At 72.5% G+C, this 22,894-nt stretch carries 18 protein-coding genes; 9 read left to right on the top strand and 9 right to left on the bottom strand.

Annotated elements, in window-relative coordinates; all coding sequences use genetic code 11:
- Nucleotides 1–280 precede the first annotated feature (280 nt).
- Nucleotides 281–490, top strand: coding sequence for a DUF3073 domain-containing protein (locus B207_RS0112105; RefSeq protein ID WP_018636798.1), 210 nt, complete (start codon nt 281–283; stop codon nt 488–490).
- Between the two features lie 374 nt (nt 491–864).
- On the opposite strand, the gene purM is transcribed toward B207_RS0112105, so the two are convergent.
- From purM to B207_RS0112090, 3 genes are all read right to left on the bottom strand, one after another.
- Complete coding sequence (gene purM / locus B207_RS0112100; protein ID WP_018636797.1) at nt 865–2,001, bottom strand: phosphoribosylformylglycinamidine cyclo-ligase; 1,137 nt, start codon at nt 1,999–2,001, stop codon at nt 865–867.
- The gene (gene purF / locus B207_RS0112095) at nt 1,998–3,698 is read right to left on the bottom strand and encodes an amidophosphoribosyltransferase (RefSeq protein ID WP_018636796.1); all 1,701 of its coding nucleotides are present in this window, start codon (nt 3,696–3,698) and stop codon (nt 1,998–2,000) included. Before purF ends, purM begins: the two co-directional genes overlap by 4 nt.
- 425 nt (nt 3,699–4,123) lie before the next feature.
- A complete protein-coding gene (locus tag B207_RS0112090) occupies nt 4,124–4,924 on the bottom strand; it encodes a sterol carrier family protein (protein WP_018636795.1) in 801 nt (266 codons plus the stop codon).
- A gap of 226 nt (nt 4,925–5,150) precedes the next feature.
- On the opposite strand from B207_RS0112090, the gene B207_RS0112085 reads away from it, so the two are divergent.
- Complete coding sequence (locus tag B207_RS0112085) at nt 5,151–8,828, top strand: sacsin N-terminal ATP-binding-like domain-containing protein (RefSeq protein ID WP_154675289.1); 3,678 nt, start codon at nt 5,151–5,153, stop codon at nt 8,826–8,828.
- A 94-nt stretch (nt 8,829–8,922) separates the two neighbouring features.
- Here the strand turns inward: B207_RS0112085 and B207_RS0112080 are convergent, their stop codons facing one another.
- From B207_RS0112080 to B207_RS33610, 4 genes are all read right to left on the bottom strand, one after another.
- Entirely contained in the window at nt 8,923–9,198 is a 276-nt protein-coding gene (locus tag B207_RS0112080; RefSeq protein WP_018636793.1) for a DUF2530 domain-containing protein, read from the bottom strand.
- Between the two features lie 78 nt (nt 9,199–9,276).
- Nucleotides 9,277–10,176 (bottom strand): sulfotransferase family protein, encoded by a 900-nt coding sequence (locus tag B207_RS0112075; protein WP_018636792.1) that lies wholly within the window; start codon nt 10,174–10,176, stop codon nt 9,277–9,279.
- Between the two features lie 148 nt (nt 10,177–10,324).
- Entirely contained in the window at nt 10,325–10,951 is a 627-nt protein-coding gene (locus tag B207_RS0112070) for a flavin reductase family protein (protein ID WP_018636791.1), read from the bottom strand.
- Nucleotides 10,948–11,754 carry an NADPH-dependent FMN reductase gene (locus B207_RS33610; RefSeq protein ID WP_018636790.1) on the bottom strand — a complete coding sequence of 269 codons (807 nt, stop codon included), beginning with the start codon at nt 11,752–11,754 and terminating at the stop codon, nt 10,948–10,950. The genes B207_RS0112070 and B207_RS33610 overlap by 4 nt, the downstream gene beginning before the upstream one ends.
- A gap of 1,020 nt (nt 11,755–12,774) precedes the next feature.
- On the opposite strand from B207_RS33610, the gene B207_RS0112060 reads away from it, so the two are divergent.
- Both B207_RS0112060 and B207_RS0112055 read left to right on the top strand, forming a co-directional pair.
- Nucleotides 12,775–13,308, top strand: coding sequence for a cupin domain-containing protein (locus B207_RS0112060; protein WP_018636788.1), 534 nt, complete (start codon nt 12,775–12,777; stop codon nt 13,306–13,308).
- 115 nt (nt 13,309–13,423) lie between these two features.
- Nucleotides 13,424–13,825 (top strand): winged helix-turn-helix domain-containing protein, encoded by a 402-nt coding sequence (locus tag B207_RS0112055; protein WP_018636787.1) that lies wholly within the window; start codon nt 13,424–13,426, stop codon nt 13,823–13,825.
- Here B207_RS0112055 and thpR read toward each other — a convergent pair.
- On the bottom strand, nt 13,774–14,358 hold the full coding sequence (thpR, locus tag B207_RS0112050; protein WP_035740502.1) for an RNA 2',3'-cyclic phosphodiesterase: 585 nt from the start codon (nt 14,356–14,358) through the stop codon (nt 13,774–13,776). The two genes, B207_RS0112055 and thpR, sit on opposite strands and share 52 nt — an antisense overlap.
- A 180-nt stretch (nt 14,359–14,538) precedes the next feature.
- Between thpR and B207_RS0112045 the strand changes: the two genes are divergently transcribed.
- The gene (locus tag B207_RS0112045; protein ID WP_018636785.1) at nt 14,539–15,552 is read left to right on the top strand and encodes a Gfo/Idh/MocA family oxidoreductase; all 1,014 of its coding nucleotides are present in this window, start codon (nt 14,539–14,541) and stop codon (nt 15,550–15,552) included.
- Between the two features lie 55 nt (nt 15,553–15,607).
- Here B207_RS0112045 and B207_RS0112040 read toward each other — a convergent pair whose 3' ends face one another.
- A complete protein-coding gene (locus tag B207_RS0112040) occupies nt 15,608–16,033 on the bottom strand; it encodes a MarR family winged helix-turn-helix transcriptional regulator (RefSeq protein ID WP_018636784.1) in 426 nt (141 codons plus the stop codon).
- A gap of 411 nt (nt 16,034–16,444) precedes the next feature.
- On the opposite strand from B207_RS0112040, the gene B207_RS0112035 reads away from it, so the two are divergent.
- The 4 genes from B207_RS0112035 (at nt 16,445) to B207_RS0112015 (ending at nt 22,525) form a co-directional block, all read left to right on the top strand.
- The gene (locus tag B207_RS0112035) at nt 16,445–18,358 is read left to right on the top strand and encodes a sensor histidine kinase (protein WP_018636783.1); all 1,914 of its coding nucleotides are present in this window, start codon (nt 16,445–16,447) and stop codon (nt 18,356–18,358) included.
- The gene (locus B207_RS33605) at nt 18,349–19,044 is read left to right on the top strand and encodes a response regulator transcription factor (protein ID WP_018636782.1); all 696 of its coding nucleotides are present in this window, start codon (nt 18,349–18,351) and stop codon (nt 19,042–19,044) included. The genes B207_RS0112035 and B207_RS33605 overlap by 10 nt, the downstream gene beginning before the upstream one ends.
- A 713-nt stretch (nt 19,045–19,757) precedes the next feature.
- Entirely contained in the window at nt 19,758–20,939 is a 1,182-nt protein-coding gene (locus B207_RS0112020) for an ABC transporter substrate-binding protein (RefSeq protein WP_026310969.1), read from the top strand.
- A gap of 368 nt (nt 20,940–21,307) precedes the next feature.
- Entirely contained in the window at nt 21,308–22,525 is a 1,218-nt protein-coding gene (locus B207_RS0112015; RefSeq protein ID WP_230204978.1) for an ABC transporter substrate-binding protein, read from the top strand.
- Nucleotides 22,526–22,894 lie beyond the last annotated feature (369 nt).

Here is a 22,894-nt window from a genome sequence, read left to right as displayed (position 1 = left end):
GGGGCGCCCGACGGCCACCGGCGCCGCGCCGGGTGCCCCACCGCGATCAGGAGAGCGTGACGATGAGCACATCCATGCCCTCTCCGGGGGCCCGCGTGCCCGCTGTCAGGGGGTCCCGGGGGCGCCCTGGAGCCTCCGGGGATCTTCTTTCTGTTGTCCGACGACAGGTAACTGTCGGGTTGGCGTGCCGAGTGGGCTGCGATCCCTGTAGTCTCGGGAAGCACGAGACAGTGAGAGCACCGGGGCGGGTCCCCGTCGTCATGTTCGAGGGGGTCGAGCCATGGGGCGCGGCCGAGCGAAGGCCAAGCAGACGAAAGTCGCCCGCGAGCTCAAGTACAACTCGCCCAGTATGGATCTCGACCGGTTGAAGGCGGATCTGGGCGCGGGTACTCCATCGCGGGAGACCGAGAGCGACGAACCGTACTCGGATGACGAATACGGTTACGACTCATACCTGGACGATGAGGACGAGCACCGCTCATCCCGCTGAGTCCGGGGCCGCCCCGGCCGATGCCGCCCTTCCGGGTGACACCGGGTGGGCAGGCCATGGCCGCCTGGCCTCAGGTGGCCATGGGTGTCGGAGGTCGAGTCCGGTACGCCCGTCTTGTACGGGCACACCGGGCCTCGAAACTGATCTGGGCGGAACTGTCGGTGTCGCGGTCTAGAGTTCCGAAGGTCAGGATCTTTCCGGCCGAGGAGGCTCCCACGGCAATGACCTGCGACCATTCACCATCGGTTGCGGGGGGCGGTCCGGATCCGCGCGCGCGCGGCGCCCGCACAACGGCGGGGCGGCACGTGGCGCGAGAGACCGTGTCCCGCCGATCCCGACAGGCCGATCTCCCGGGCCGCGCGCGGTGCTCCCTGTCAGCGGTAGGCGCCGACGAGACGCGCCGAACCGCTCTGCGGCTCCCCACCATCGGGCTGGGCCTCGATGCCGCCCGCGATCCAGGCGACCACCCCCCGGTCCGTCAACAGACGCACCACAGCCGCCGCGTCGTCGGCGGCGACCACTGCGACCATTCCAACGCCCTGGTTGAACGTGGCCTCCATGTCGGCTTCACTGACACCGCCGCGCTCGGCGAGGAAGCCGAACACCGCGGGCGGGCGCCAGGTGGAGCGTTCCACCGTGGCGACCGCGCCGGGTGGGATCACCCGGGCCAGGTTCGCCGCGAGCCCGCCACCGGTGATGTGGGCGAAGGCATGCACCTGGGCGGCCGCGTTCACGGCAAGACAGTCCCGGGCGTAGATCCGGGTCGGCGCGAGCAGCGCCTGCCCGACAGTGCCGCCCAGGGCCTCCTCGTACCCGGCCAGAAGCTCCCGGCCCGCAGCGGAGACGCCTCCGGGCTGGTCAGGCTCAACCGGACCGAACAGGATGTGCCGTACCAGCGAGAAGCCGTTGGAGTGGAGACCGGATGACGCCATCGCGACCACCACGTCCCCCGGCCGGACCAGCTCCGGCCCGAGCACGGCGTCGGCCTCGACGACCCCGACCCCCGTCGCGGCCAGGTCGTAGTCGTCGTTTCCCATGAGGCCGGGGTGCTCGGCGGTCTCACCGCCCACCAGCGCGCAGCCCGCCTGTTCGCAGCCGGAGGCGATCCCGGAGACGATCGAGGCGATCCGGCCGGGTTCGAGGGAGCCGCAGGCGATGTAGTCGAGCAGGAACAGCGGCTCCGCACCGCACACCACAAGGTCGTCGACCACCATGGCGACCAGGTCGATGCCCACCGTGTCGTGGGTGTCCATCGCCCTGGCAACAGCGATCTTCGTGCCGACACCGTCCGTGGACGAAGCCAGCAGCGGGCGGCGGTACCGGGCGACGTCCAGCGCGAACAGGCCCGCGAAACCGCCGAGCGAGCCGACCACCTCAGGGCGGGTCGCCCGCGCGACGTGCTGACGCATCAGCTGCACGGCCCGGTCACCGGCCTCGACGTCGACCCCGGCGTCCCGGTAGGAGACCGAGCGCGCCGAACCTCCGGCGCCATCGGTGACGGCGCCGGTCACAGGGAACCTCCGGTTGTCCGGGTCGGCACGAGCGGCACCGGCTCGATGTCGGCGTCGTGGCTGTCCGGTGACGGGTCGGCCCCGTTCATGCCGAGTGTCACCCGTGCCCGCACCGCCTGGGCGATGACCTCTTCCGTGGTCGCCGGGCCGAACGACTCAAGCCGGTGCTTGCCCAGCTTGTCCGCATCGGCCAGCGGAACAGGGTAGATGCCGTCGAAGCAGGCCCGGCACAGCGCGTCCGCGGGCTGCTCGGAGGCCTCGACCAGCTCCTCGAGCGAGACATAGGCCAGCGAGTCCGCGCCGAGCGACTCGCGGATCTCCTCCACGCCGCTGCCACTGGCGATCAGCTCGGACCGGGTGGCGAAGTCGATGCCGTAGAAACAGGGCCACCGCACCGGCGGCGAGGAGATGCGCACGTGCACCTCGGTCGCCCCTGCCTCGCGCAGCATCCGGATCAGCGCTCGTTGGGTGTTGCCGCGCACGATCGAGTCGTCCACGACGACAAGACGCCGGCCTTCGATCACATCCCGCAGCGGGTTGAGCTTGAGCCGGATCCCCCGCTGGCGGATCGTCTGCGACGGTTGGATGAACGTCCGTCCCACGTAGGAGTTCTTGACCAGCCCCTCCCCGAAGGGGATGCCGGACGCCTCGGCGAACCCGACCGCCGCCGGCACCCCGGACTGCGGCACCGGGATCACCAGATCGGCCTCGGCGGGCGCCTCGCGCGCCAGCCGCCGCCCCACCTCGACCCTGGTCGCGTGCACCGACCGGCCGCCGATCGTCGTGTCGGGCCGGGCGAGGTAGACGTACTCGAACAGGCAGACATGCCGGTCCGCCTCGGCGAACCGCAGTGAGCGCGGGCCCGCGGCGTCGATGATCACCAGTTCACCGGGCTCGATCTCGCGGACGAACCGGGCGCCCACGATGTCCAGCGCGGCCGTCTCGCTGGCGACGATCCAGGCACCCGCCGGCCGGTCCTCGAGCTGCCCCAGGACCAGCGGGTGGATGCCGTGCGGGTCGCGCGCCGCGTACAGCGTCGACGCGTCGGCGAAGGCCAGCGAGAACGCCCCCTGCAGCCGGGGCAGGACCGCGAGCGCGGCGTCGACGAGAGTGGGCCCCGGATGCTCCGCCAGCATCGCCGTGATCAGGTCCGAGTCGGTGGTCGCCCCGAGACCGCCCGCGCGCTCGTGGAGCGAGCTGGCAAGCTCGACGATGTTCGTCAGGTTCCCGTTGTGGCCGAGGGCGATCGGCCCACCGAACCCGGCCGTCCGGTACGACGGCTGCGCGTTCTCCCAGGTGGACGAGCCGGTCGTCGAATACCGGGTGTGGCCGACGGCGACGTGCCCCGAAAGACTCGACAGCGTGATCTCGTCGAAGACCTGGGCGACCAGACCCAGCTCCTTGAAGACGACAACCGTGCGCCCGTCGCCGACGGCGATGCCGGCGGCTTCCTGGCCGCGGTGCTGAAGTGCGTAAAGGCCGTAGTAGGTGAGGTTTGCCACGTCCTCGCCCGGAGCCCACACACCGAACACGCCACAGGCGTCGCGCGGGCCCGGATCGTCGTCGAGAAGCTCGGGCGGCAGCGGGCCGACACGCCCCGGACCGCCGCGGCGGGAGCCGCCGCGCAACTCGGGCGGGTGGGCCGAGGTCGACTCCGGGCAGGCTGCGGAGTCGTCGCTGTCTGCGACGTGTGGCACCAGGTCTCCTAGATGAGGTCAGGGTGACCGAGATGTCGGGAGGAACGGGTCGGGTTCACGGCGGATGTCGTACTACCCCGGGCGCACATGACAACGCTCACATCAACAGGCAGCCACGAGAAGTTTCTCGGACCACCCGACGTTCACGCCCGCCCTCGACTCCCCACATAACCAACGCTAGCAGCGGTGACGCCGATCAGCCGGTCGAGCACGATCTCCGACGCCGACCCACGAGGAAATCACAGCGAAAGCACGACAAAAGCCAACGCGGTCCCGCCGGTCGAAGAAACCCGCCGACGCCCGATGACAAGGTGCGGGCCGGGCCGCCGCGCGCCCACGGGCCTGGCCGCCGCTCCGGACACGGCTCCGGCGGTGGCTCCGCTGGTTACACGGTGGCTCCGCTGGTTACACGGTGGCTCCGCTGATTACTCAGGCAGCCGCGGCAGCGGTGGGCTCAGCGGCAGCAGCGAGCGAAGATCGGCCCGTTCCCCGCTGGCCCGGATGCGGCCGTCGGCCACCGCCTCCTCCCAGCCGAGACAGCCTGTCGCGACCAGGACGAAAGCCGACGGCTCGACCTCGACCACGTTCGGCGGGGTGCCCCGCGTGTGCCGCGGGCCCTCGACGATCTGCACCGCCGCGAAGGGCGGCACCCGCAGCTCGACCGCGTGCCCCGGGGCGCGCTGCGCGAGCAGCGCCGTGATCAGGCGGACTGTCGTACGCAACGCGGCGCGGACCGGCGTCGCTCCCAGCCCCAGGCCGAGCACCACCGCCTCCGCGACCGCGCCGGCCCTGACGTCCCCCGGCTCCGGCTCCGGCGGCAGCGGCGAGTCGGTCGGGCCGGCGGTACCAGCCAGGCCGGCGGTACCAGCCAGGCCGGCGGTACCAGCCAGGCCGGCGGTGTCGGTCAGGCCGGCGGTCGCGGCTGCGACCGCGTTCCGGAACTCGGCCCGGATCTCGGCGGGCCGCCCGCCGGGCGGATCCGCGGGCTGCCGCCCGGCTTCGGGATCGCCGTCCCGGGGAGGAGACGCCGGTAGTCCGCGTACCGCCCGGTCGAGCGCGAGCACGCGGCTGGTGGCCTGGATGATCAGGTCGGTCATGGTCAGCCCGGGAGTTGCCGCCGGCCCGACGACCTGTTCGTCGGACAGCAGGTCCACATGGTCTGCGACGGCCGTCCACTGCTCGGCGAGCGTGCGGGCGAGATCCGGATCGGCGCCCGCCGACCGCACCCGGCCGTCTGTCAGCCGTCGTCCGCCCGCCCCGCCCCGCCCCGTGGAGCGGCTCCGCCCGGCCGGGCCCCGCCGGTCCCCGCCACCTCGCCCCGTTCCCCGACCACCGCCGGCCATCGGACCACCCCTCCCCGCGTTCATGCCGCCTGCCGGCGCTCGCCTGCCCGGCGCCGATGGTAGGCACCCCTCCCGGCGCGGCCCGCCGGCCACAGACCAGGATGGGCCCGTGGTTGTGATCCCGTTCGGCACCGCGACGCTGCGCGCACGCGTCCTCGAGGCATGGACCGCGTCCCCCAGCCGCTTCCGGGAGGATGCGAACGCCGAGGAGGACGCCGCCCTCGGCGCCTACCGGGACCGCCTGCTGGTCGAGCTCATCCAGAACGCGGTCGACGCGGCCACCGCCGCCGGGATGCCCGCCAGGGTCCGCGTCAGGCTGAGCTCCGGGCTGCTGGAGGTGGCGAACACCGGCGCGCCGCTGACCGCGGCCGGGGTGGAGGCGCTGTCGACTCTGCGCGCCTCGGCCAAGCGCGACGTCGAGGCCGTCGGGCGGTTCGGTGCCGGCTTCGCCGCCGTGCTCGCGGTGACGGACACTCCGTCGATCCTGTCCAGATCCACCCGGATCGACGGTGGCCCGGACGTCTGGCGGGGCGTCGGCTGGTCACGAAGCCGCACCGCCGATCTGGTCCGCGGAACGGACGCGACCGCGCTGCACGGGGAGCTCGACCGGCGGGCGGGGGCGGTGCCCGTGCTGCGTCTGCCCTTCGACCTCACCGAAGTCGCCGAGGCCGCCGATCTCATCGACGTACCGGACGGACCCGCCGGGTACGACACCGTGGTCCGGCTGCCGCTGCGGGACGAGGCCGCGCGCGCGACAGCCCGCGCCCTGATCGCCGCCTTCGATCCCACTCTCCCACTGGTCCTGCGTGGCCTCGAGGAGATCGTCATCGAGATGGACGGCGCCACCCGCGTCCACCGCTGCGCCTGGGAACCAACCCGTCCGGGCCCGGACGGATCCGACCTCGAGGTAGCCACCGTGGACGGCACGCGGTGGCGTGGGTGCGTGCTCCGCGGTGGCATCCCCGCCGAGCTGCTCGCGGACCGCCCTGTCGAGGAGCGGGGGCGCACGGGGTACACGGCCCGGGCGATGGTTCCGGACGGCGGCTGGCCCGCCGGCGCCCCACAGGTCGTCCGCGCCCCCCAGCCCACCGACGAGGCGGTCGGCATCCCCGCGCTGATCAGCGTCGATCTGCCGCTGGACCCCTCTCGCCGGCACACCGTCCCCGGCCCGCTGCGGGACTGGCTCACGGACCGCCTCGCCGCGGCCGTGGCCGCGCTCGCGGTCCATCTCGGCACCGCCGGTTCGGACCACCCCGGCCCGGACCCGCTCGCGGTTCTGGATCTCGTCCCCACCGGTCTGCCGCGCGGCGAGGTGGACGGCCGGCTCCGTGACCGCCTGCTCGCGCTCCTGCCGGAGGCCCCGTTCCTGCCCGGTGGCCGGATGGGCCGGGACTGCGTCGTCCTGGATCTGGGACCCGCCACCGACACCGTCACCGCCCTGCTGCGCACCGGCGCCGACGTCCCGGCCGCCGCCGGGGCCGCCGCCGCCCGGGACGACAGCGCCCGGGACGACAGCGCCGGCGATGACGACGGAGCGGGCCACGAGGACGGAGCCGGCGATGACGAGGGGATCGTCGTCGACGGCCTGCTGCCGGCCGAGTTCGCGGTCCGCCGGCGGCGACCGGCGCTCGACCTGCTCGGCGTCCGGCGCCTGGACACCAGCGGGGTCGTGGAGGTGCTCCGCGGCGTGCACCGGGCGCCGTCATGGTGGGCGGGCCTGTACCCGCTGCTGCTCACCGCACCGGATCGGGACGCGCTCGGCGCACTGCCCATCCCGGTGGTGGACGTGCCCGACCTCGACGATCTCAGGCGTGCCTCGGCCTTCGGGGAGCCCGGCCCGGCCGGCACCGGCCCCGGCCGGGTCACCCCGGGACCGGGGAGCGGGGAGGCCTCGCCGGACGCGACGACGACACCCCCCAGCCGGATGGTGACCGGGCCACGCGGCGCGCTGCTTCCCACCCCCGAGCTGGACGTCGTCGCCCTCGCCCGCTCGGGCCTGCCGTTGCGCGTCGTCCATCCCGATGCCTGCACGGATGCAGCGCGCGACGCGCTACGCACCCTGGGTTCGGCGGACGGCACCCCGGCCGGGGTCCTGCGGGACCCCGCGGTGCGGGAGGCCGTCACCCGTTCGGATCCCGACGACGATCCCGACGAGCTCCACGCGCTGGCCGACGGCGTGCTGGCGCTGGTCCGCGGCGCTCTCGCGGCGGGCGGCCATGACGGCGACGGCGACGGCGCTGGCGCTGGCGCTGGCGCTGGCGACGGGGACGGGGAGGAGCCGGGCGGCCCCGGCGTGGAGACGGAAGGCTTCGGGCCCGGGCGGGTGCGTGTCCCGTCGTGGCTGTCCGGACTGCTGCTCCCCGAACTGGGTGGTGGTTTCGCTCCGGCCGCCGAGCTGGTCGTCGCGGACGGGCAGCTCGACCTGCTGCTGGCCGACGACGCCCCGTTCGGGACGCTCGCCCCCCGCTACGGCGAGGCCTGGCCGGGCGAGGTCCTGGAAGCCGTCGGCGTCCTGCGTACGTTCGGCGTGCTCCGCGCGAAGGATGTCACCCTCGACCCCGACGAGCCTGTCCTGCTCGAGCTGGATGACAGCGACACCTGGGTGGAGGAGGTCTACGAGTCCTCCGAACGGGCCACGGGCGGCCCAGGGGCTCCGACGCTCCAGGGTGTGCCAGTCGTTCCGGGCGCGCCGCTGGTTCTCGGGCGGTTCGCGGCCGTCCGTGACCTCGAGCTCGTCGACCCCGATGCCTGGCCCGACGCACTCGCCGAACTGGCGCGCCCGCCGCTGCGGAGGGTCGTGCTCGGCCCCGAGCCGTCCTACACCCGCTGGTGGCTGGCACGGCACGTCCTGCTCCCGACAGGCGACGGTTCGGATACCTGGCTCCCGCCGGGGGAACTGGTCCTGCCTGGCGCGGACCCTCTCCTCACCGGGCTGTTCGCGCCGGCTGCGCCGTTGCCCGGAGTGGACGAGGAGTTCCTGCGCCGGCTCGGCTGTCGCCTGGCCCTGGATGACGTCCTCACCGACCCGGAGGCCGTGGTCGACCTCCTCGACCGGCTGGGCGATGCCGACCGCGAGATCGGCTGGCCCGCGGCGCGGACCCTCTACATCGCGGCGGTCAGCGCCGCCGGGCTGCTGGGGGCCGAACCGGGGGGGTCGGGCCCGCTGCTGGACCCGCCGCTGACCGTGCGCACTCCCATCGGGGTGTTCCGTTCCGGCGAGGTCGCGGTGATCGATGCCCCCGACCTGCTGGCCGCGTTCGGCGCGGACCACCCGATCCTGCGGATCCCGCTGGACCGGGCCGCCGAGGCCGCGCATGTGCTCGGGCTGCGGCTGGCGTCCGAGCTGGACGGGTTCCGCGTGCTCGACGGCGCCCCGGTGACCCGGACGGTGATGGTCGCCGCGAGCCGGGTCGTGCTCGACCAGCAGGCCGTGCTCGACCAGACCGCCGCGGACGGCTCCGCCGGCGCGTCCGACACCGACATCGACATCGACACGGATCTGGCAGCCGTCCCCGGCGCCGCCAGGCCGCTGACGGCGACCTACCGCGTGCACCCGCAGCTGTGGATCAGCAGCCCTGGCGGGCAACGAACCCGGGTGTCCTGGCGGGTGGTCGGCGGCATCGGTGGCGAGATCCATGTCGATGCCCAGGCCGGCACGGACGCGCTCGCCCGGGCGCTGGCCTGGCAGGCGGGCCAGTGGGAACGGCGGCACGGCCTCGCCGCGGCCCTGCGCGACCCCGACGGCGCCCAGCTGCGCCAGGCCGAGGACGACCTCGACGACCGTTGACGAGACATCGGTAGTCGGCAACGGCAGCGGTAGTCGGCAACGGCAGCGGTGGTCGGCAACGGCAGCAGCCCGGGATCAGCCGGGGATCAGGGGATCAGGCGGCGCCGGGCGGCTCGCCGGCCGCGCGCAGGCGCCGGCGGCGGCGCACCACCACCCACAGACCCAGCAGCCCGAGCCCGAAGCCGACCGCTGCCGTCGCGATCCACCAGAGCCGGCCGTCCGCGCGCAGGTCGTCGGTGAAGGGCAGCATCACCAGCAGGGCGACCAGCCACACCACGGTGCCGACGGCGACCGAGCGGACGCCGTCATACGGCAGTGGGCGCAGCTCCTCGAGGCGCGGGCCGGCCGCGTCCGGCAGGGGTGTGCTCATCACCGGCGACGCTACCGCGCCCGCGGTCCCGACGGGCGGGATCAACGAGTGGGTTCGGCGGGCGGGTTCGGCGGCCGGTCAGCTGCTGGTGCCGAGCGGAAGGTCCCCGCGGTCGAGCCACTCGTCGTACGACTGCCTCGTGACCTCGGCGAGCAGCATGATGTCGTCGGCAAAGCGGTCGAGGACCTGCTCGCGCAGACCGGGTGGGAGCGGCGGCCCCGGGTCCAGGCGCCGGTGCAGCACGGCCAGCGCCGGCGCCAGGGGGTCGGCGTCCTCCGAGCGCACCTCGCGCGCCCGGACGCCGTCGGGCCCGAGCACCGCCGGGACGAACGTGCAGCCCGGAGCGGCCAGGCTCGCGCCGGTGGACGCCGGGTCGGCCGCGCGGACGAAGGCGCAGATGTCACGCAGCGCGACCGCCGGCCTGGCGACAAGGTCCCGGTAGCGCACAAGCAGCACCTGACCGGGCGGGAACAGGGTGTGGAGGCGCCGTAGCTGGCTGCCGTACCGGCCGTGCTCGGCGTACCGCCACCGGCGCTTCCACCCCGCGGCGCGGCGCGCCTCCTCGGCCTCCAGCGCCGCCGCCAGGGTCGGCAGCTGTTCGAGGCCGGCGCTGCGCTGCGCCAGCCAGTTCGCGTAGGCGCGCTCGACCGGGTCACGGAGGACGACGACCATGCGCAGGTAGGGCAGCAGCTCGTGCATGCGCCGCTGGGCTGGGAAGTCCGCCAGGTAGTACGGGGTGCTCTCGCCCCGGGGCCGCAGGCCGCTGTTGGGGAAGAGCGCCTCGTAGTCCGCCCGGCACCAGACCGGCACATCGGGTTCCGCACCGCCCGGATGCGGCGGCCGTTCTCCGGGGGCGAGGAAGAAGCCGGGTTCGGCCGGCTCCGACATCGCCAGCCCGGGATGACGGGCGAGAGCCGTGTGGAGTATCCGCGTGCCGGCATCGGGAGCTCCGACCACGACGAAGTCGGGCAGCGCCACTGCCGGCCCCTCCTCCCGACCAACGGTCATACAGAAGCCAAGAATATACCCGCACTTCTCGACGGGTTAAGTCGAAAATACCGCGGACCATGGCAGTGTTCAGCCGGGCCCGGGCGGCTCGAAGGCGGGATCCGGCGGGCGACGGCTGTCAGCCGGGAACGCGAGGCGTCACCGTCCCGTAACTGCCGTTGTGGTAGACGAGAGGCGCCGAGGGAACATCCGCGTCCGGCTCGACCCGCGTCTCGACGACCTCGGCGATCACCAGGTGGTGGTCTCCGGCACTCAGCCGGGAGAGGATCCGCGTCCGAAGCCACACCGACGCGTCGACAAGCAGCGGCTCGCCGGTGGGCAGCGGTCGCCAGCGGGTCGGCTCGGCGAACCTGTCGATACCCGAGGTGGCGAAGCGGGCAGCCAGCCCCTCCTGACCATCGGACAACAGGTGGACCACCAGGCCCGGCGCCGCCAGCAGAGCCGGCGCGCACGACGAGGTCACCGACAGGGACAGCGACAGCAGCGGCGGATCCGCCGACAGCGAGGCGACGGACGTCGCGGTGAAGCCGACCGGTCCCCGCGGTCCGGCCATCGTCACGACGGTGACCCCCGCGGCATGCCGGCGGAACGCTCGCCGCAGGGCGGCCGGCTCGACCACCGCCGCGCTCCGGATGTCCGCCGCCGCCGTTTCTCGCCGGTCAACGACCACTGCCGCACCGCGCCGGTCGGCCACTGCCGCACCGCACGCGTCGAAGGCCTCCACCCCGAGGGTGTCGAGAGTCACAGTGCCGCCTCCGCCAGGTCCGTACGCAGGATGGTCCGCGGCCCGCCGGGCGCGGCGGACCGCTGCCCGGCTGGCACGACGGCGTCCGCCACCGCGTGAGTGATGTGCTCAGTCGCGACGCACGGGAAGTGGTCCGTCGGGCCCACCGCGCCGAGGCCGCGGGGAGCGGCGCCTGCGCGCTGGCGGGCACCCGCGTTCCCGAGGACGCCGGCCCGCAGGACGTCGCCGTGGGAGACCACCCAGGAGTCGACGACGATGTCCAGGTCGAGGAGCTGGTCCTCGACCACCGCGAAGGATCGCGCGGGCACTGTGGCGCCGAGCTCGACGAGCACGGGGCGCAGGTAGAGATCGCCGGCGAAGGAGTGGTCCGGCGCCGCCGACACCACCAGCGGCACAGCGGTGACGCCGCGCAGCGCCCCGCCCGGCAACAGGTCGAGGAAGACCTTGAGCAGGCCGGTGTAGCTGCCCTTGTAGACCGGGGAGGCGACGATCAGCAGGTCTGCGGCGGCCGTGGTGCGGGCCGCCGCGGCGACCTGGCTGTCGTTGTCGAACAGCCGGCGGGCCAGCGGCGCGAGGTCGATGATCTCGATGCCGACCACGGGGAGATCGTCCGCGATGCGCTCGGCGAGGTCCCGCGCGACGCCCAGGGTCCGCGACCCCGGCCTCGGGTTGCCGCTGATCACCACCAGGCGTGGCAGCTCGCCCGGCTCTGGCAGGGCGCCGGGCGAGGGCACGCGGGACACGGGCACGGGCACGGGCACGGACGCGGACGAGATCAGCGCGAGCGGTGATGACTGGGTCATGGATGGCCTTCCAGTCTGGTCGGACGTCGCGTCACGGCGTCCGACCTGGTCTGGCCGCGGATGCGGCCACGAGCCATGGCGGGTGTCCCGTTCCGGGCCGCGGCGTGCCACCGACCGACCGCGCCGGGCCGCCGCACACCCACCGGCCCCGCCGCATCCGACGTCCCGGGACATGGCCCGACGGCAGGCCGGCGCAGGCCGGCAGGCCACTGTCAGGAACGGCGGGACGGACGGAGCAGACGGAGGCGCGACTCAGCGGAGGCGCGGACGGTGGGCGCGCGGGACGTGCGGGCAGTGGGCGGTGGCGGCACGGGCGGACGGAACAGGCGGGGAAACGCGGAACAGACAGGAACGCGTGACGGGACCCGCGGCCCGGACTCTCGACCCGGCCCGCTTCAGAAAGCTCCGTCAGCGGCTGCAGCGACTACAGCGACTGCGGGTGGCACGGCCGTAGTCGACGCACCGCCGACGCGTGAGCAGCGGGCGGGAGGCGAACAACGAGCGAGGAGACGGCAGCTCCCGACTGCTGGGAAGTAGGTGAGCGGCCACGTCCAGAACTGTGCGGAGCGGGCCTTTGTTCAGTCAAGAGGTGATAAAGTGAGTCAGATCACACAACGGTTTGGTTGGCACGGGATCGTCAGGCGTGTTTCCGTTGGTCCCGTGTTGAAGCCGGCATACCTCGTCACGCGGGGCCATATCGACCTGCTGAGGGTTGCCTCCGCGGCCTGTCCGGCCTTCTGACCGCGCCGGCGGCGCGCTACCCGCCCGGCTCACCGGCCCCGCTCAGCCCGGCCCCGTGCAGCCGCAGCACCGCAGCATCCCAGCGCCTGCAGCATCCCAGCGCCTGCGGCACCGGCTCCCGCCACCGCGGGTCCCCGCCCTTCGGCGGCAGAAGCCTCGGGCAGGAGTGGGCCAGGGCGACAGCGGGCGCGGCGGTCCCGGCCCGGATCCACGCCACACTCCGGCTGCGGCACCACCGCCGCGGAACGTTCCCGACCGACCCGAGCGCGGAGCCGACCCGTGAGCGAACTGCACGTCAGCACAGCGGAGGACCTCGTCCCCTCCCCGGCCGACATCGACGCCTTCCACCGGCGCCTGCACCACGTGGCGCCCTGGGCTCTCGACGCCGAGACCGCCCAGACCTCGGGCATGCGCCGGCTGGCGGCGGTCAGCGCACGGACGGTCGGGTCCTCGAAGCTCTGGATGGGGCAGACACACGTGGCGCCGGCGACCGCCTCGGCCAACCATCACCACGGCGAGTCCGAGACCGCGATCTACGTGGTGAGCGGCAGTCCCGAGTTCGTCTTCCCGGAGGACATCGCCGACGGTGCGGACGGCGGCCCGCCGCGGGAGATCCGCATCCGGACCACTCCGGGTGACTACATCTTCGTCCCGCCGTGGGTGCCGCACCGCGAGGAGAACCCGGACCCCGACAACGAGGCGCTCGTGGTGATCGCCCGGAGCACCCAGGACGCGATCGTCGTCAACCTGCCGGACCTGCGCTGGACCGGATCCGTCCGGACGACCAGCGACGACGTCACCGGCTGCCCGTAGACCGCCGCCGCGACCCCGACAGCGCCCTCGACAACCACCGCGCCCTCGACAACCACCGCGCCCTCGACAGCCACCGCGCCCTCGACAGCCGAGTGCCCCGACATCCGCATCCGCAGTGCCCGCCCTGATCCGCCTGGAGGCGACCGTGGCAGCCCACGCCGGCTTCGTCGAGAGAACACCTGCAGACAGCACCCTGGACGTCGACCGGCTGGCCTGGCAGGTCCTCGTCGACGGCCAGCCGATCGACCTGACCTACCTGGAGTTCGAGGTCCTCGACTACCTCGTGCGCCACCCGGGACGAGTCCACAGTCGCGAGCAGCTGCTCAGGGAGGTGTGGGGGCAGGACCCCGGCTCCATGGGCGCCTCCGCGCCCCGCACGGTCGATGTCATGATCACCCGGCTGCGGCGCAAACTCGGCCGGCAGCACCGGGACAGCATCGAGACGGTCCGCCGGGTCGGTTACCGCTACCGGCCGGCGGACGAGCCCCGCAGGTCCCATTCGCCCTCGATGCCGTAGACCGGCGCCGGACCACCGGAACTGCTCATCAGTGTCATCGACCGGGCGGTCCATGACAGCGGCCCGGCCGCCCGGGCGAGGGTCTGGTCGACCGCACCGGCCAGCTCACGCAGCCCGACCTCCGCGCCGGGCCGCACCCGGGCCAACGTCAGGTGCGCCCGCAGCGGGCGGTCGTCTCCGTCGGCCGCACCCGCCCGGACGGCGGCCCGCCGCACGCCCGTGGCCAGCGGCCCGAGATCACCGGCGACCCGCGCCCACAGCACCCGCTGACCGAACTGCCCGGCACCGTCGATCCGCAGCTCGACCGGCGGGTGCCGGTGTGCGACGCGCCCCAGCCGCTCGGCCAGCCCCGCCCGCACCCCGGGGTCGACGGTCCCCAGGAACGCCAGGGTCACATGCCAGCGGTCCGGGCTCGTCCAGCGCAGCGCCGCGACGACCTCTTCCGGACGGCTGTCTCCCGGGAGTGCGGCGATCGCGGCGGCCAGGTCGCGGACGACGCCCGCGGGCGGCAGCAGCGCGACGAAGAACCTCATCACGAACACTCATACCGCGCCCTGGCTGCGTGGGCACACCTGGCCCGGCACACCCGGAACGGCACCCCCGTTCGGCGTGAGGCGGTCTGGTCACAGCGGGCTGGTTCGAGTGGGTGGTCTGACGACGGTATCGGCCCGACCGCCCACCCGCGGGTGGCCTTCAGGAGCACTATCGGAGCTGTGACGACGGTCCCCGAACTGGTGGCGCCCCGCGATCCCGGCCTTTCCCGGGCGTGGCGCTCCGACCGTCGCGCCGCGCGGCGCGACGAGCCCGATCTTCCGGTCGCGATGGCCCTGGCCACCGACGGTTCGGAGCTCACCACGGCGGACGTCCTGCGCGACGCCGGTGTCGATGTCGTGGGTCTGCTCGCCCCGGAGCCGCTGGAGTCGCTGGCCTGGGCGGCGGAGGCGCATGCGCCGCGGGCCTACAGCGACCTGATCGCGCTGCTGTCGGACGACATCGAGGCGATCTGCGTCGAGATGGCCCCACCGGCGTCCGACTTCGTGGCCCGCCGGGCGGCCGAGGCGGGCCTGCACGTGCTGCTGGCCAGGCCGGCGACCGCCGAAGCGGAGTCGCTGCGCGCCGTCGCCGACGTCGCCGAGGACGCGGACCTGGCCCACGTCGTCGCCCTCGACGGGCGGGCCTGGCCGGCGGCGTGGCATGTGCAGGCGTCCGTCCACTCACTGGGGCGGCTCAGCCAGATCACCGTCGTCGGTGCGCCGGCCGGCCCGCTGGGCCGGGCGGAGACCATCGACCTGGCGCTGCGCTGGTGCGGCGAGATCCTTGCCGTGTGCGCGGATCCGGGCAGCATGCCGGCGGCCGCGCTCACCCCGGAGGCGCCGGTGACGCTGGCCCTGCTCGCCGCCAACGGCACGACGATCCTCATCAACGAGCGGATGAGCGGCGAGCTCGCCACCGCGGTCGTCACCGTCTGCGGCGACGCGGGGCGCATGGTCGTCCAGGGCCGGCGGGTACGCCGCCAGGACCGGACAGGCGTCCGCGACCTGTGGATGCCGACGGTCCCCGCCGAACGGCCCGGCCTGGTCGAGGCGACCTATGACGTCGTGCGCGCCGCGGAGCTGAACGATCCCGCGCTGGTCCGTGGCGCCACCTTCCACGACCTGCTCACCGCCACCCGTCTGCAGGTGGCGGCCACAGCGTCCCGGCAGCGCGGCGGCTGGGTCGAGCTCTAGCACTGGGCTGGCGCCGCCTCTGACTCGCGGCGCCGCGGGCCGGCGGCGCCGCGAGTCAGAGGCCGGCGAGCCGGTCGAGGATGGGGGCCGCCGCGCGCAGCGCGTCGGCGTCCTGCGGGGGCAGGTCGGCGAGGCGCTCGGCCAGCCACTCGTCCCGGCGGCGGCGGTCGGCGGTGAGCAGGTCGCGGCCCTCCTCCGTCACCTCGGCGATCACCTGACGCCCGTCGGAGGGATGCTGGCCGCGGCGGACCAGGCCAGCCTCGGCCAGCATGGCGATCACCCTCGTCATCGACGGCGGCTGCACACGCTCGTGGGCGGCGATCTCACCAAGGGTCATCGGCCCGTGCCGGGCCAGCGTGGCCAGGGTCGCGACCTGGGTGGGCGTCAACGTGCTGGAACGCTCCTGGCGCATCCGCCGGGACAACCGCATCACGGACAGACGCAGGGTCGACGCAAGCTCCGCGACACCCACGCTCTCCATCCGTCGAAGCTACTGGTTGGCCTCATCCGTACTCAAGGCCGATCTGACGGCGACACAACGGGTGTCGGGGGCCGGCCGCCCCCCGGTAGCGTCCGGCTCCCGACGTTCGCGGGCACCTGCCCGTGCGCGGCGAAGCCGGCGGGAGGGCCGGTCTCATAGTTTCCCGCGGCGACGGTTCGCCGCTTCCGGGCCACCTCCACCGTTTCGGGGTACTTACCACCCTGCCCACCCGGGGGTAACCCTCAGACGCGACCGACCGGTGTGTCACCCTTGTGCGGTGAGATCGTCACACCTGGTGGGACGGTGATGCGGCGGCACACTGATGTGCCGCGACAGCCACGACAGCCGCGACAGCCACGGCCCCCGCGGGAGCCGCGCGTACCACGGGAGCCGCGCGTACCGCGGGCGCTGGTGCACGCGATCGCCCGGCATCGCCTCGTCTCCCTGGTCACCGCCGGCATCATCACGTCGCTGCTGACGATCGGTGCGCAGTGGCCGGCCTGGTCGGTCACCCCGTTTCCCGCCTCGCTGAACGTGCTGGTCGCCGTCACCTTCGTCCTCACCGGCCTGCTGCTCCTCGACGAGGACGCCCTCGGCAGCGTGAGCTGGGCGTTCGTGCTGGGTGGACTGATGTGGGCGGTGACCTGGACCGCGACCTGGGAGCACGGGCCGAGCGCCGTGATCTCCTCGTTCGCGTACACCCACTTCTGGGTCTGTCTGGGGTGGGGCGTGCTCCGGTACCCGGAGGGGCGTCTCACCAACGCCACCGAACGTGCCCTGGTCGTCACCGCGATCGCGGCCATCCCGGTGGGCAACCTCGTCCTGCTGGCGCTGTGCCGGCCGGAGGAGCTCGGCTACCAGGCGGACGTCTGGTGGTACGGCTCCGCGGTGGACCCGGGCGTGTTCGAGGTCGTCGTGAACATCCTCGACGCCCTGACCCTCGGGGTCGTAGTCTCCTTCGGGATCGTCGTCACGCGGCGGTACCGGCGGGCGTCGGCGCTGGAGCAGCGCACCCTCGGCCCGGTCGCCGTGGGCATGATGGCCGCGTTCGCGATGGCCGCGGTGGTCAACCTGTTCGTCTACTACCCCAACGGCCACGACATCAGCCTGCTCTTCACACCGATGGCGGTGATGCTGTTCGCGATCCCGGCGGCCTTCGCGGCCGCGGCGGTGCGCCGGCACCTGGCCCGGGCGCGTATCGCCCAGTTGCTGAGCGGTCTGAGCATGCCGCCGTCACCGGTCGCGATCCGGCAGGTCCTGCGGGCCGCGCTGGGTGACGAGAACGCGCAGATCTACCTGTGGGTGCCCGACCGGGGCGTTCACATCAACAGCGACGGGCAGCCCGCCGCCCCGCCCCCGGCGGACGACACGCTGCTCTCGCTGCCGGTCCGCAGCACCTCCGGCGCGCCGCTGGCCGTCCTGTCCGCCCGGTCGTCCCTCGAGCGGGACCGTGACCTGGTGGACGTCGCCCTGAGCGCCAGCGCGATCGCGTTGGAGAACGCCCGGCTGCACGTCATGGTCACCGCCCAGCTGGACGCGGTGCGGGCCGCCCGGACGCGGCTCGTCGAGGTGGGCCTCGCCGAGCGCCGCCGCATCGAGCGGAACCTGCACGACGGCGCCCAGCAGCGCCTGCTGGCGCTCGCGGCCAGGCTCGGGCTCGCGCAGGCGCAGGCGGCCGACGAGGCGACGGCCGCCGCGTTCGCCGCCGCCTCCGCCGACCTGCGGGTCGCGCTGGAGGAGCTGCGCGGGCTTGCCCGCGGGATCCACCCGCCGGTGCTGACCGAACGCGGGCTGCGCGCGGCGCTCGAGGACGTCGCCGGGCCGCTCCCGCTGACGGTGAACCTGCGGGTCCCGGACGAGCGCTACGAGACCGCGCTGGAGACCACTGCGTATTACACCGTCAGCGAGGCCCTCGCGAATACGGTGAAACATGCCGATGCCACCCATGTCCAGGTGACAGTGCGCAGGGCGGGCGCGCAGTTCCTGATCCAGATCGCCGACAACGGGAGGGGCGGTGCGGTCGTCCGGGAGGACGGCGGCATCGCCGGGCTGGTGGAGCGCGTCCGCGCGCTCGGAGGGGAGGTCACCCTGTCCAGCCCGTGGCAGTCCGGCACGCGGCTGACTGCCACGATCCCCAGCGGGCCCCCGGAACGCGCGTGGCAGGACACCCGCGACAGCCAGGACACCGGCGACAGCCAGGACGTCGGTAACAGCCAGGGCACCGGTGACGGGCCGGACTTCGGCGGCAGAACAGGGGCAGGCGATGACGGCGGGGCTCGAGATGACGGCGGGGCTCGACAGGTGAGCGGTGAGCGGTGCGGGTAGCCATCGCCGACGACTCGGCGCTCTTCCGCGAGGGTCTCGCGCTGCTGCTGACCGCGGCCGGGGTGCAGGTGACGGCGCAGACCGCCGAGCCGGAGCCCATCCTCGCCCGGCTCGCCGACGATCCGCCGGATGTCGTCATCCTGGACATGCGGATGCCGCCGACGTTCACCGACGAGGGCCTCGTCTCCGCCGAGCGGATCCGTCTGCAGTACCCGGCGGTGGGGGTCCTGGTCCTCTCCACCTACGCGGACGTCCACTACGCCGTCCGACTGCTCGGCGACGGCCGGGGCGGCGTGGGCTACCTGCTCAAGGACCGGGTCACGGATCTCAACAGCCTGCTCGACGGGCTGCACCGCATCGCCGCCGGCCGCCTCGTCGTGGATGAGGACATCATCGCCGGTCTGCTGACGCACCGCCGCCGCGCCGAGGCCCTCGACCGGCTCACCGAACGGGAACGTGCCGTCCTGCGCGAGATGGCCGAGGGTCGTTCGAACGCGGGAATCGCGGCGAAACTCCATCTGGCGCCAAAAACCGTCGAGAACCATGTGGCGAGCGTGTTCGCGAAACTCGCGATGCCGATTTCGGGCGACAACAACCGACGGGTGCTGGCCGTTGTCGCCTGGCTCCGTTCCGCCGGTGAGGTGGCATCCCCCCCGGCAGGTGCACCCGGCGCACAGCCCGGCTGATCCGGCAGTCCGGGCACCTGGACCAGACACACGGACGTCGGTCCGACGGGACATGCGACAGCCGCCCGGCACGAGAGCTCGGCACCACGTCCACGCGCATCTGCGCAGGTCAGCCATCACCGGCTGCTCACCGACAAGAACCCTCGGTCGCTCCGCGAGGCGGTGGGCCCACCGGCTGGAGTACTCGGCGGCGCTACCCGAAGACGCGCACCACACCCTCTGGGTAACAGCCTGACCACTTCACGACGTCTCCAGACGGTTCCCCTTCGTGCACGACTTTTCCGATTTGGCCGTTTCGTTCCGCGATACGCGAAGATTGCACCATTTTTAGAGAAGTCAACTGTCTTTGAAATGGTGCTGTCAACCCCCTTCGACAACGTCATCGACAGCAGCCGTCTTTACCGGTTCGACGGGCCGTCAGCCACCAATGACTTCGTCACCGGAGCGGTCGGCGCGCCAACACCGAATCGCACGCTCGACCTCGACAACCACCCGTCGAACAGCACCCCTGACCAGGTCGCTAGCATCCTGACCTGCATCATCAGCCAAATATCTAACCTCGCGAACCCTTTCCTGGTCACGGCTGCCGGTCAAGTCGGGAAAGGTCGGCGGGGAGGAGCCAGCCGGGTGTACAGCGCCGCCAGCGCTCCACCGCCCTCTTTTCGTTCACGGAGGAAATCGTGCCCTTACCCAGGAGAACAAGGAGCCTCGGCCTGGCTGTGGCTTCCCTTCTCGCCGCCGGGGTGACCAGCTGCTCCCCAGGCACGGAAAGCAGCGGAAGCTCGGTGGCCTGCACCTCTCCGGGCGTCACCCCCGACACAGTGAATATCGGCCTGGTTGTCAGCGACTCCGGCGTAGGCAGCGCCGCCTTCGCCTCGGCCCGCTCGGGCATCGACGCGAGGATCGGCCAGGCCAACGAGGAGGGCGGGGTGCACGGCCGGCAGATCGCCTACGAGTGGCGTGACGACGCGAGCTCACCCGCCCAGGGCGACCGCGTCGTCGAGGATTTTCTCCGCGACGACTCCGTGTTCGGTCTCATGGCGGTCACCCTGACTCTCGACGCCTCGATCGACACCATGTCCGCACTGCGTATCCCCGTCGTCGGCTACGGCCAGCCGAGCTGGGCCCCGCACACGAACATGTTCACGAACCTCTCGTTGCCAGCTCCGGCGACGCTGGGGCGCTACATCCAGGCCAGCGGCGGCACCCGGGTCGGCGTCGTGATGACCGGGTCGTTGCCGAGCACGATCCAGAGCATCGAGCGGTACAACGAGGCGTTCCGGTCCATCGGGCTCACCACAACGGACACGGTCCAGTTCGCGAGTGCCACCGACAACCCGGTCCGGGTGGCCCAGCACCTGGCCGCTAACGGCGTCGACACACTGATCGGCTTCACCCAGCCCCAGGACCTGGCCGCCGTCATGCAGGCAGCCCGTCAGGTGCGCCTGAACCTGGCCGCGACGATCTCGTTCACCGGGTACGACCGCACTGTGCTCTCCGCCCTCGGCCCACAGCTCGCGGGGGCCACCTTCCCCGTCTACTTCCTCCCCTTCGAGGCCGGTGGGCCCGCGATCGACCGCTACCGGGACGGAATGACCCGCTTCGCGCCCGAAACCGTTCAGACCGACCAGCGGTACGCACTCAACTCCTACATCTACGCGGACATGTTCCTGCGTGGGCTCGACCTGGCCGGAGAATGCCCGACCCGCGAGGGGTTCATCAGTGCCCTGCGCAAGGTGAGCGACTACGACGCCGGCGGCCTCATCGAGCCCGTGAACCTGGCCAACACGGCGACCGAACCACTCGACTGCTACGCATTCGTCAAGATCAATCCTGCTGGCACCGCGTTCGACGTCGTCCGCAAGCGACTCTGCGCCGACGGCACCGGCAGCTGACGCGACCGGAAGGGCCGACATCCCGCGCAACGCGACCGGGGTCCGGGCCCGGGCCCCGGTCGACAGGCAGCACCTATCCGCCCGATTCATCCTGCTATATGCAGATTGCACCTCCGACCAAAGACGACTGCCCTGGAAGCGACGCCGTCAACCCGAACACCGAAAGACATTCGTCTTCACCCACAACGAATCACCTGGGCCCGCCGCGGCCAGCCCCTCGGACCGCCCCCTTGAACAGGTCGCTAGCATCCTGAACCACAACATTAACGAGATGATCTAACAGTTGGTCGGGTTGACGGGTGGAACCAGCAGGCTACATATCGCCACAGGCACTCCATCTTCATCCTTTCATGCTCACGGAGGAATGCGTGCTCTTATCCAGGAGGAAAAGAAGCCTGGGCCTGGCGGTGGCTGCGGTTCTCGCCGCCGCCGGGGTGACCAGCTGCTCCGGCGGCGCGGGAAGCAGCGGCAGCTCAGCCACCTGCGAATCCCCCGGCATCACTCCCGACATGGTTAATCTCGGGCTGGTCGTCACCGACTCCGGCGTGGGCAGTACCGCTTTCGCCTCGGCCCGCTCGGGCATCGACGCGAGGATCGGCCAGGCCAACGAGGAGGGCGGGGTGCACGGCCGGCAGATCGCCTACGAGTGGCATGACGACGCGAACTCACCCGCCCAGAGCGACCGCGTCGTCGAGGAGTTCCTCCGCGACAACTCCGTGTTCGGCCTCATGGCCGTCACCCTCGCCCTCGGCGAGTCGATCGACACCATGTCCGCGCTGCGCGTACCCGTGGTCGGCTACGGCCTGCCGACCTGGGCGTCCCACACGAACATGTTCTCGAACCTGTCCTCAGCCGCCCCCACGACCCTCGGGCGCTACATCCAGGCGAACGGCGGAACCAAGGTCGGTGTCGTGATGACCGGGGCGTCGGCCTCCACGATCCCGGTCATCGACCGGTACAACGAGGCCTTCCGGTCCATCGGGCTCACCACCACCGAGACCATCCAGTTCTCCAGCGCGACCGACAACCCGGCCAGGGTCGTCCAGCAGCTGGCCTCGGACGATGTCAACGCGCTGGTCGCCTTCACCGTCCCCGAGGATCTCGCGCGCATCATGCAGGCCGCCCGTCAGTCGGACCTGAGCCTGACCTCCGCGGTCTCGTTCACCGGATACGACCGCAGCGTCCTCTCCGCCCTCGGCCCACAGCTCTCGGGCGTCTCCTTCCCCGTCTACTTCCTCCCCTTCGAGGCCGGTGGGCCCGCGATCGACCGCTACCGGGACGGAATGACCCGCTTCGCGCCCGAAACCGTCCAGACCGACCAGCGGTACGCACTCAACTCCTACATCTACGCGGACATGTTCCTGCGCGGCCTCGACCTGGCCGGAGAATGCCCGACCCGCGAGGGGTTCATCGATGCCCTGCGCAAGGTGAGCGACTACGACGCCGGCGGCCTCATCGAGCCCGTGAACCTGGCCAACAACGCGACCGAGCCGCTCAACTGCCACGCCTTCGTCAAGATCAATCCTGCTGGCACCGCGTTCGACGTCGTCCGCAAGCGACTCTGCGCCGACGGCACCGGCAGCTGACCGGCGTCGGGGCCAGGAGCCCCGGGACCGCGGCAGAGGCAGGTCCCCCGCGCGGCGCGATCAGGCGGTCGCGACGCGCGGGAACCGACCCCTCGCCGGTGTGACCAATCTCGCCAAACCACCGCCTGGGCGGCGACCGGGCCGGACGACGGCAGCCCCACACAGGAGCACGGGCCGGTGGCCCAACCGCCCCAGGACACCCAAATCGGGCAGACCCTTACCAGGCGCATCAGCCCGCGCGCCACTCTGAGCCCGTCGACATACAGGGTGGCACAGCACACGTGGGACAGACGCCACCGATCACGCGCATGTCGTGGCTCGAACCGCGAGACTTGGGGACAACCGAACCAGACCAGTGAACCGGCGAGA

This window comes from Parafrankia elaeagni, from assembly GCF_000374165.1.
In the GTDB taxonomy this organism is placed as follows: Bacteria; Actinomycetota; Actinomycetes; order Frankiales; family Frankiaceae; genus Parafrankia; species Parafrankia elaeagni.
Note: the sequence above shows the minus strand (reverse complement) of the source record. Positions and strands in the feature narration are given on the sequence as shown.

Excerpts from the sequence above, each read along its gene's own strand:
- B207_RS33610 (WP_018636790.1), bottom strand. The coding sequence starts at position 11,754 with ATGACCCAGTCATCACCGCTCGCGCTGATCTCGTCCGCGTCCGTGCCC.
- B207_RS0112105 (WP_018636798.1), top strand. The coding sequence starts at position 281 with ATGGGGCGCGGCCGAGCGAAGGCCAAGCAGACGAAAGTCGCCCGCGAG.
- B207_RS0112080 (WP_018636793.1), bottom strand. The coding sequence starts at position 9,198 with ATGAGCACACCCCTGCCGGACGCGGCCGGCCCGCGCCTCGAGGAGCTG.
- B207_RS0112040 (WP_018636784.1), bottom strand. The coding sequence starts at position 16,033 with ATGGAGAGCGTGGGTGTCGCGGAGCTTGCGTCGACCCTGCGTCTGTCC.
- thpR (WP_035740502.1), bottom strand. The coding sequence starts at position 14,358 with ATGAGGTTCTTCGTCGCGCTGCTGCCGCCCGCGGGCGTCGTCCGCGAC.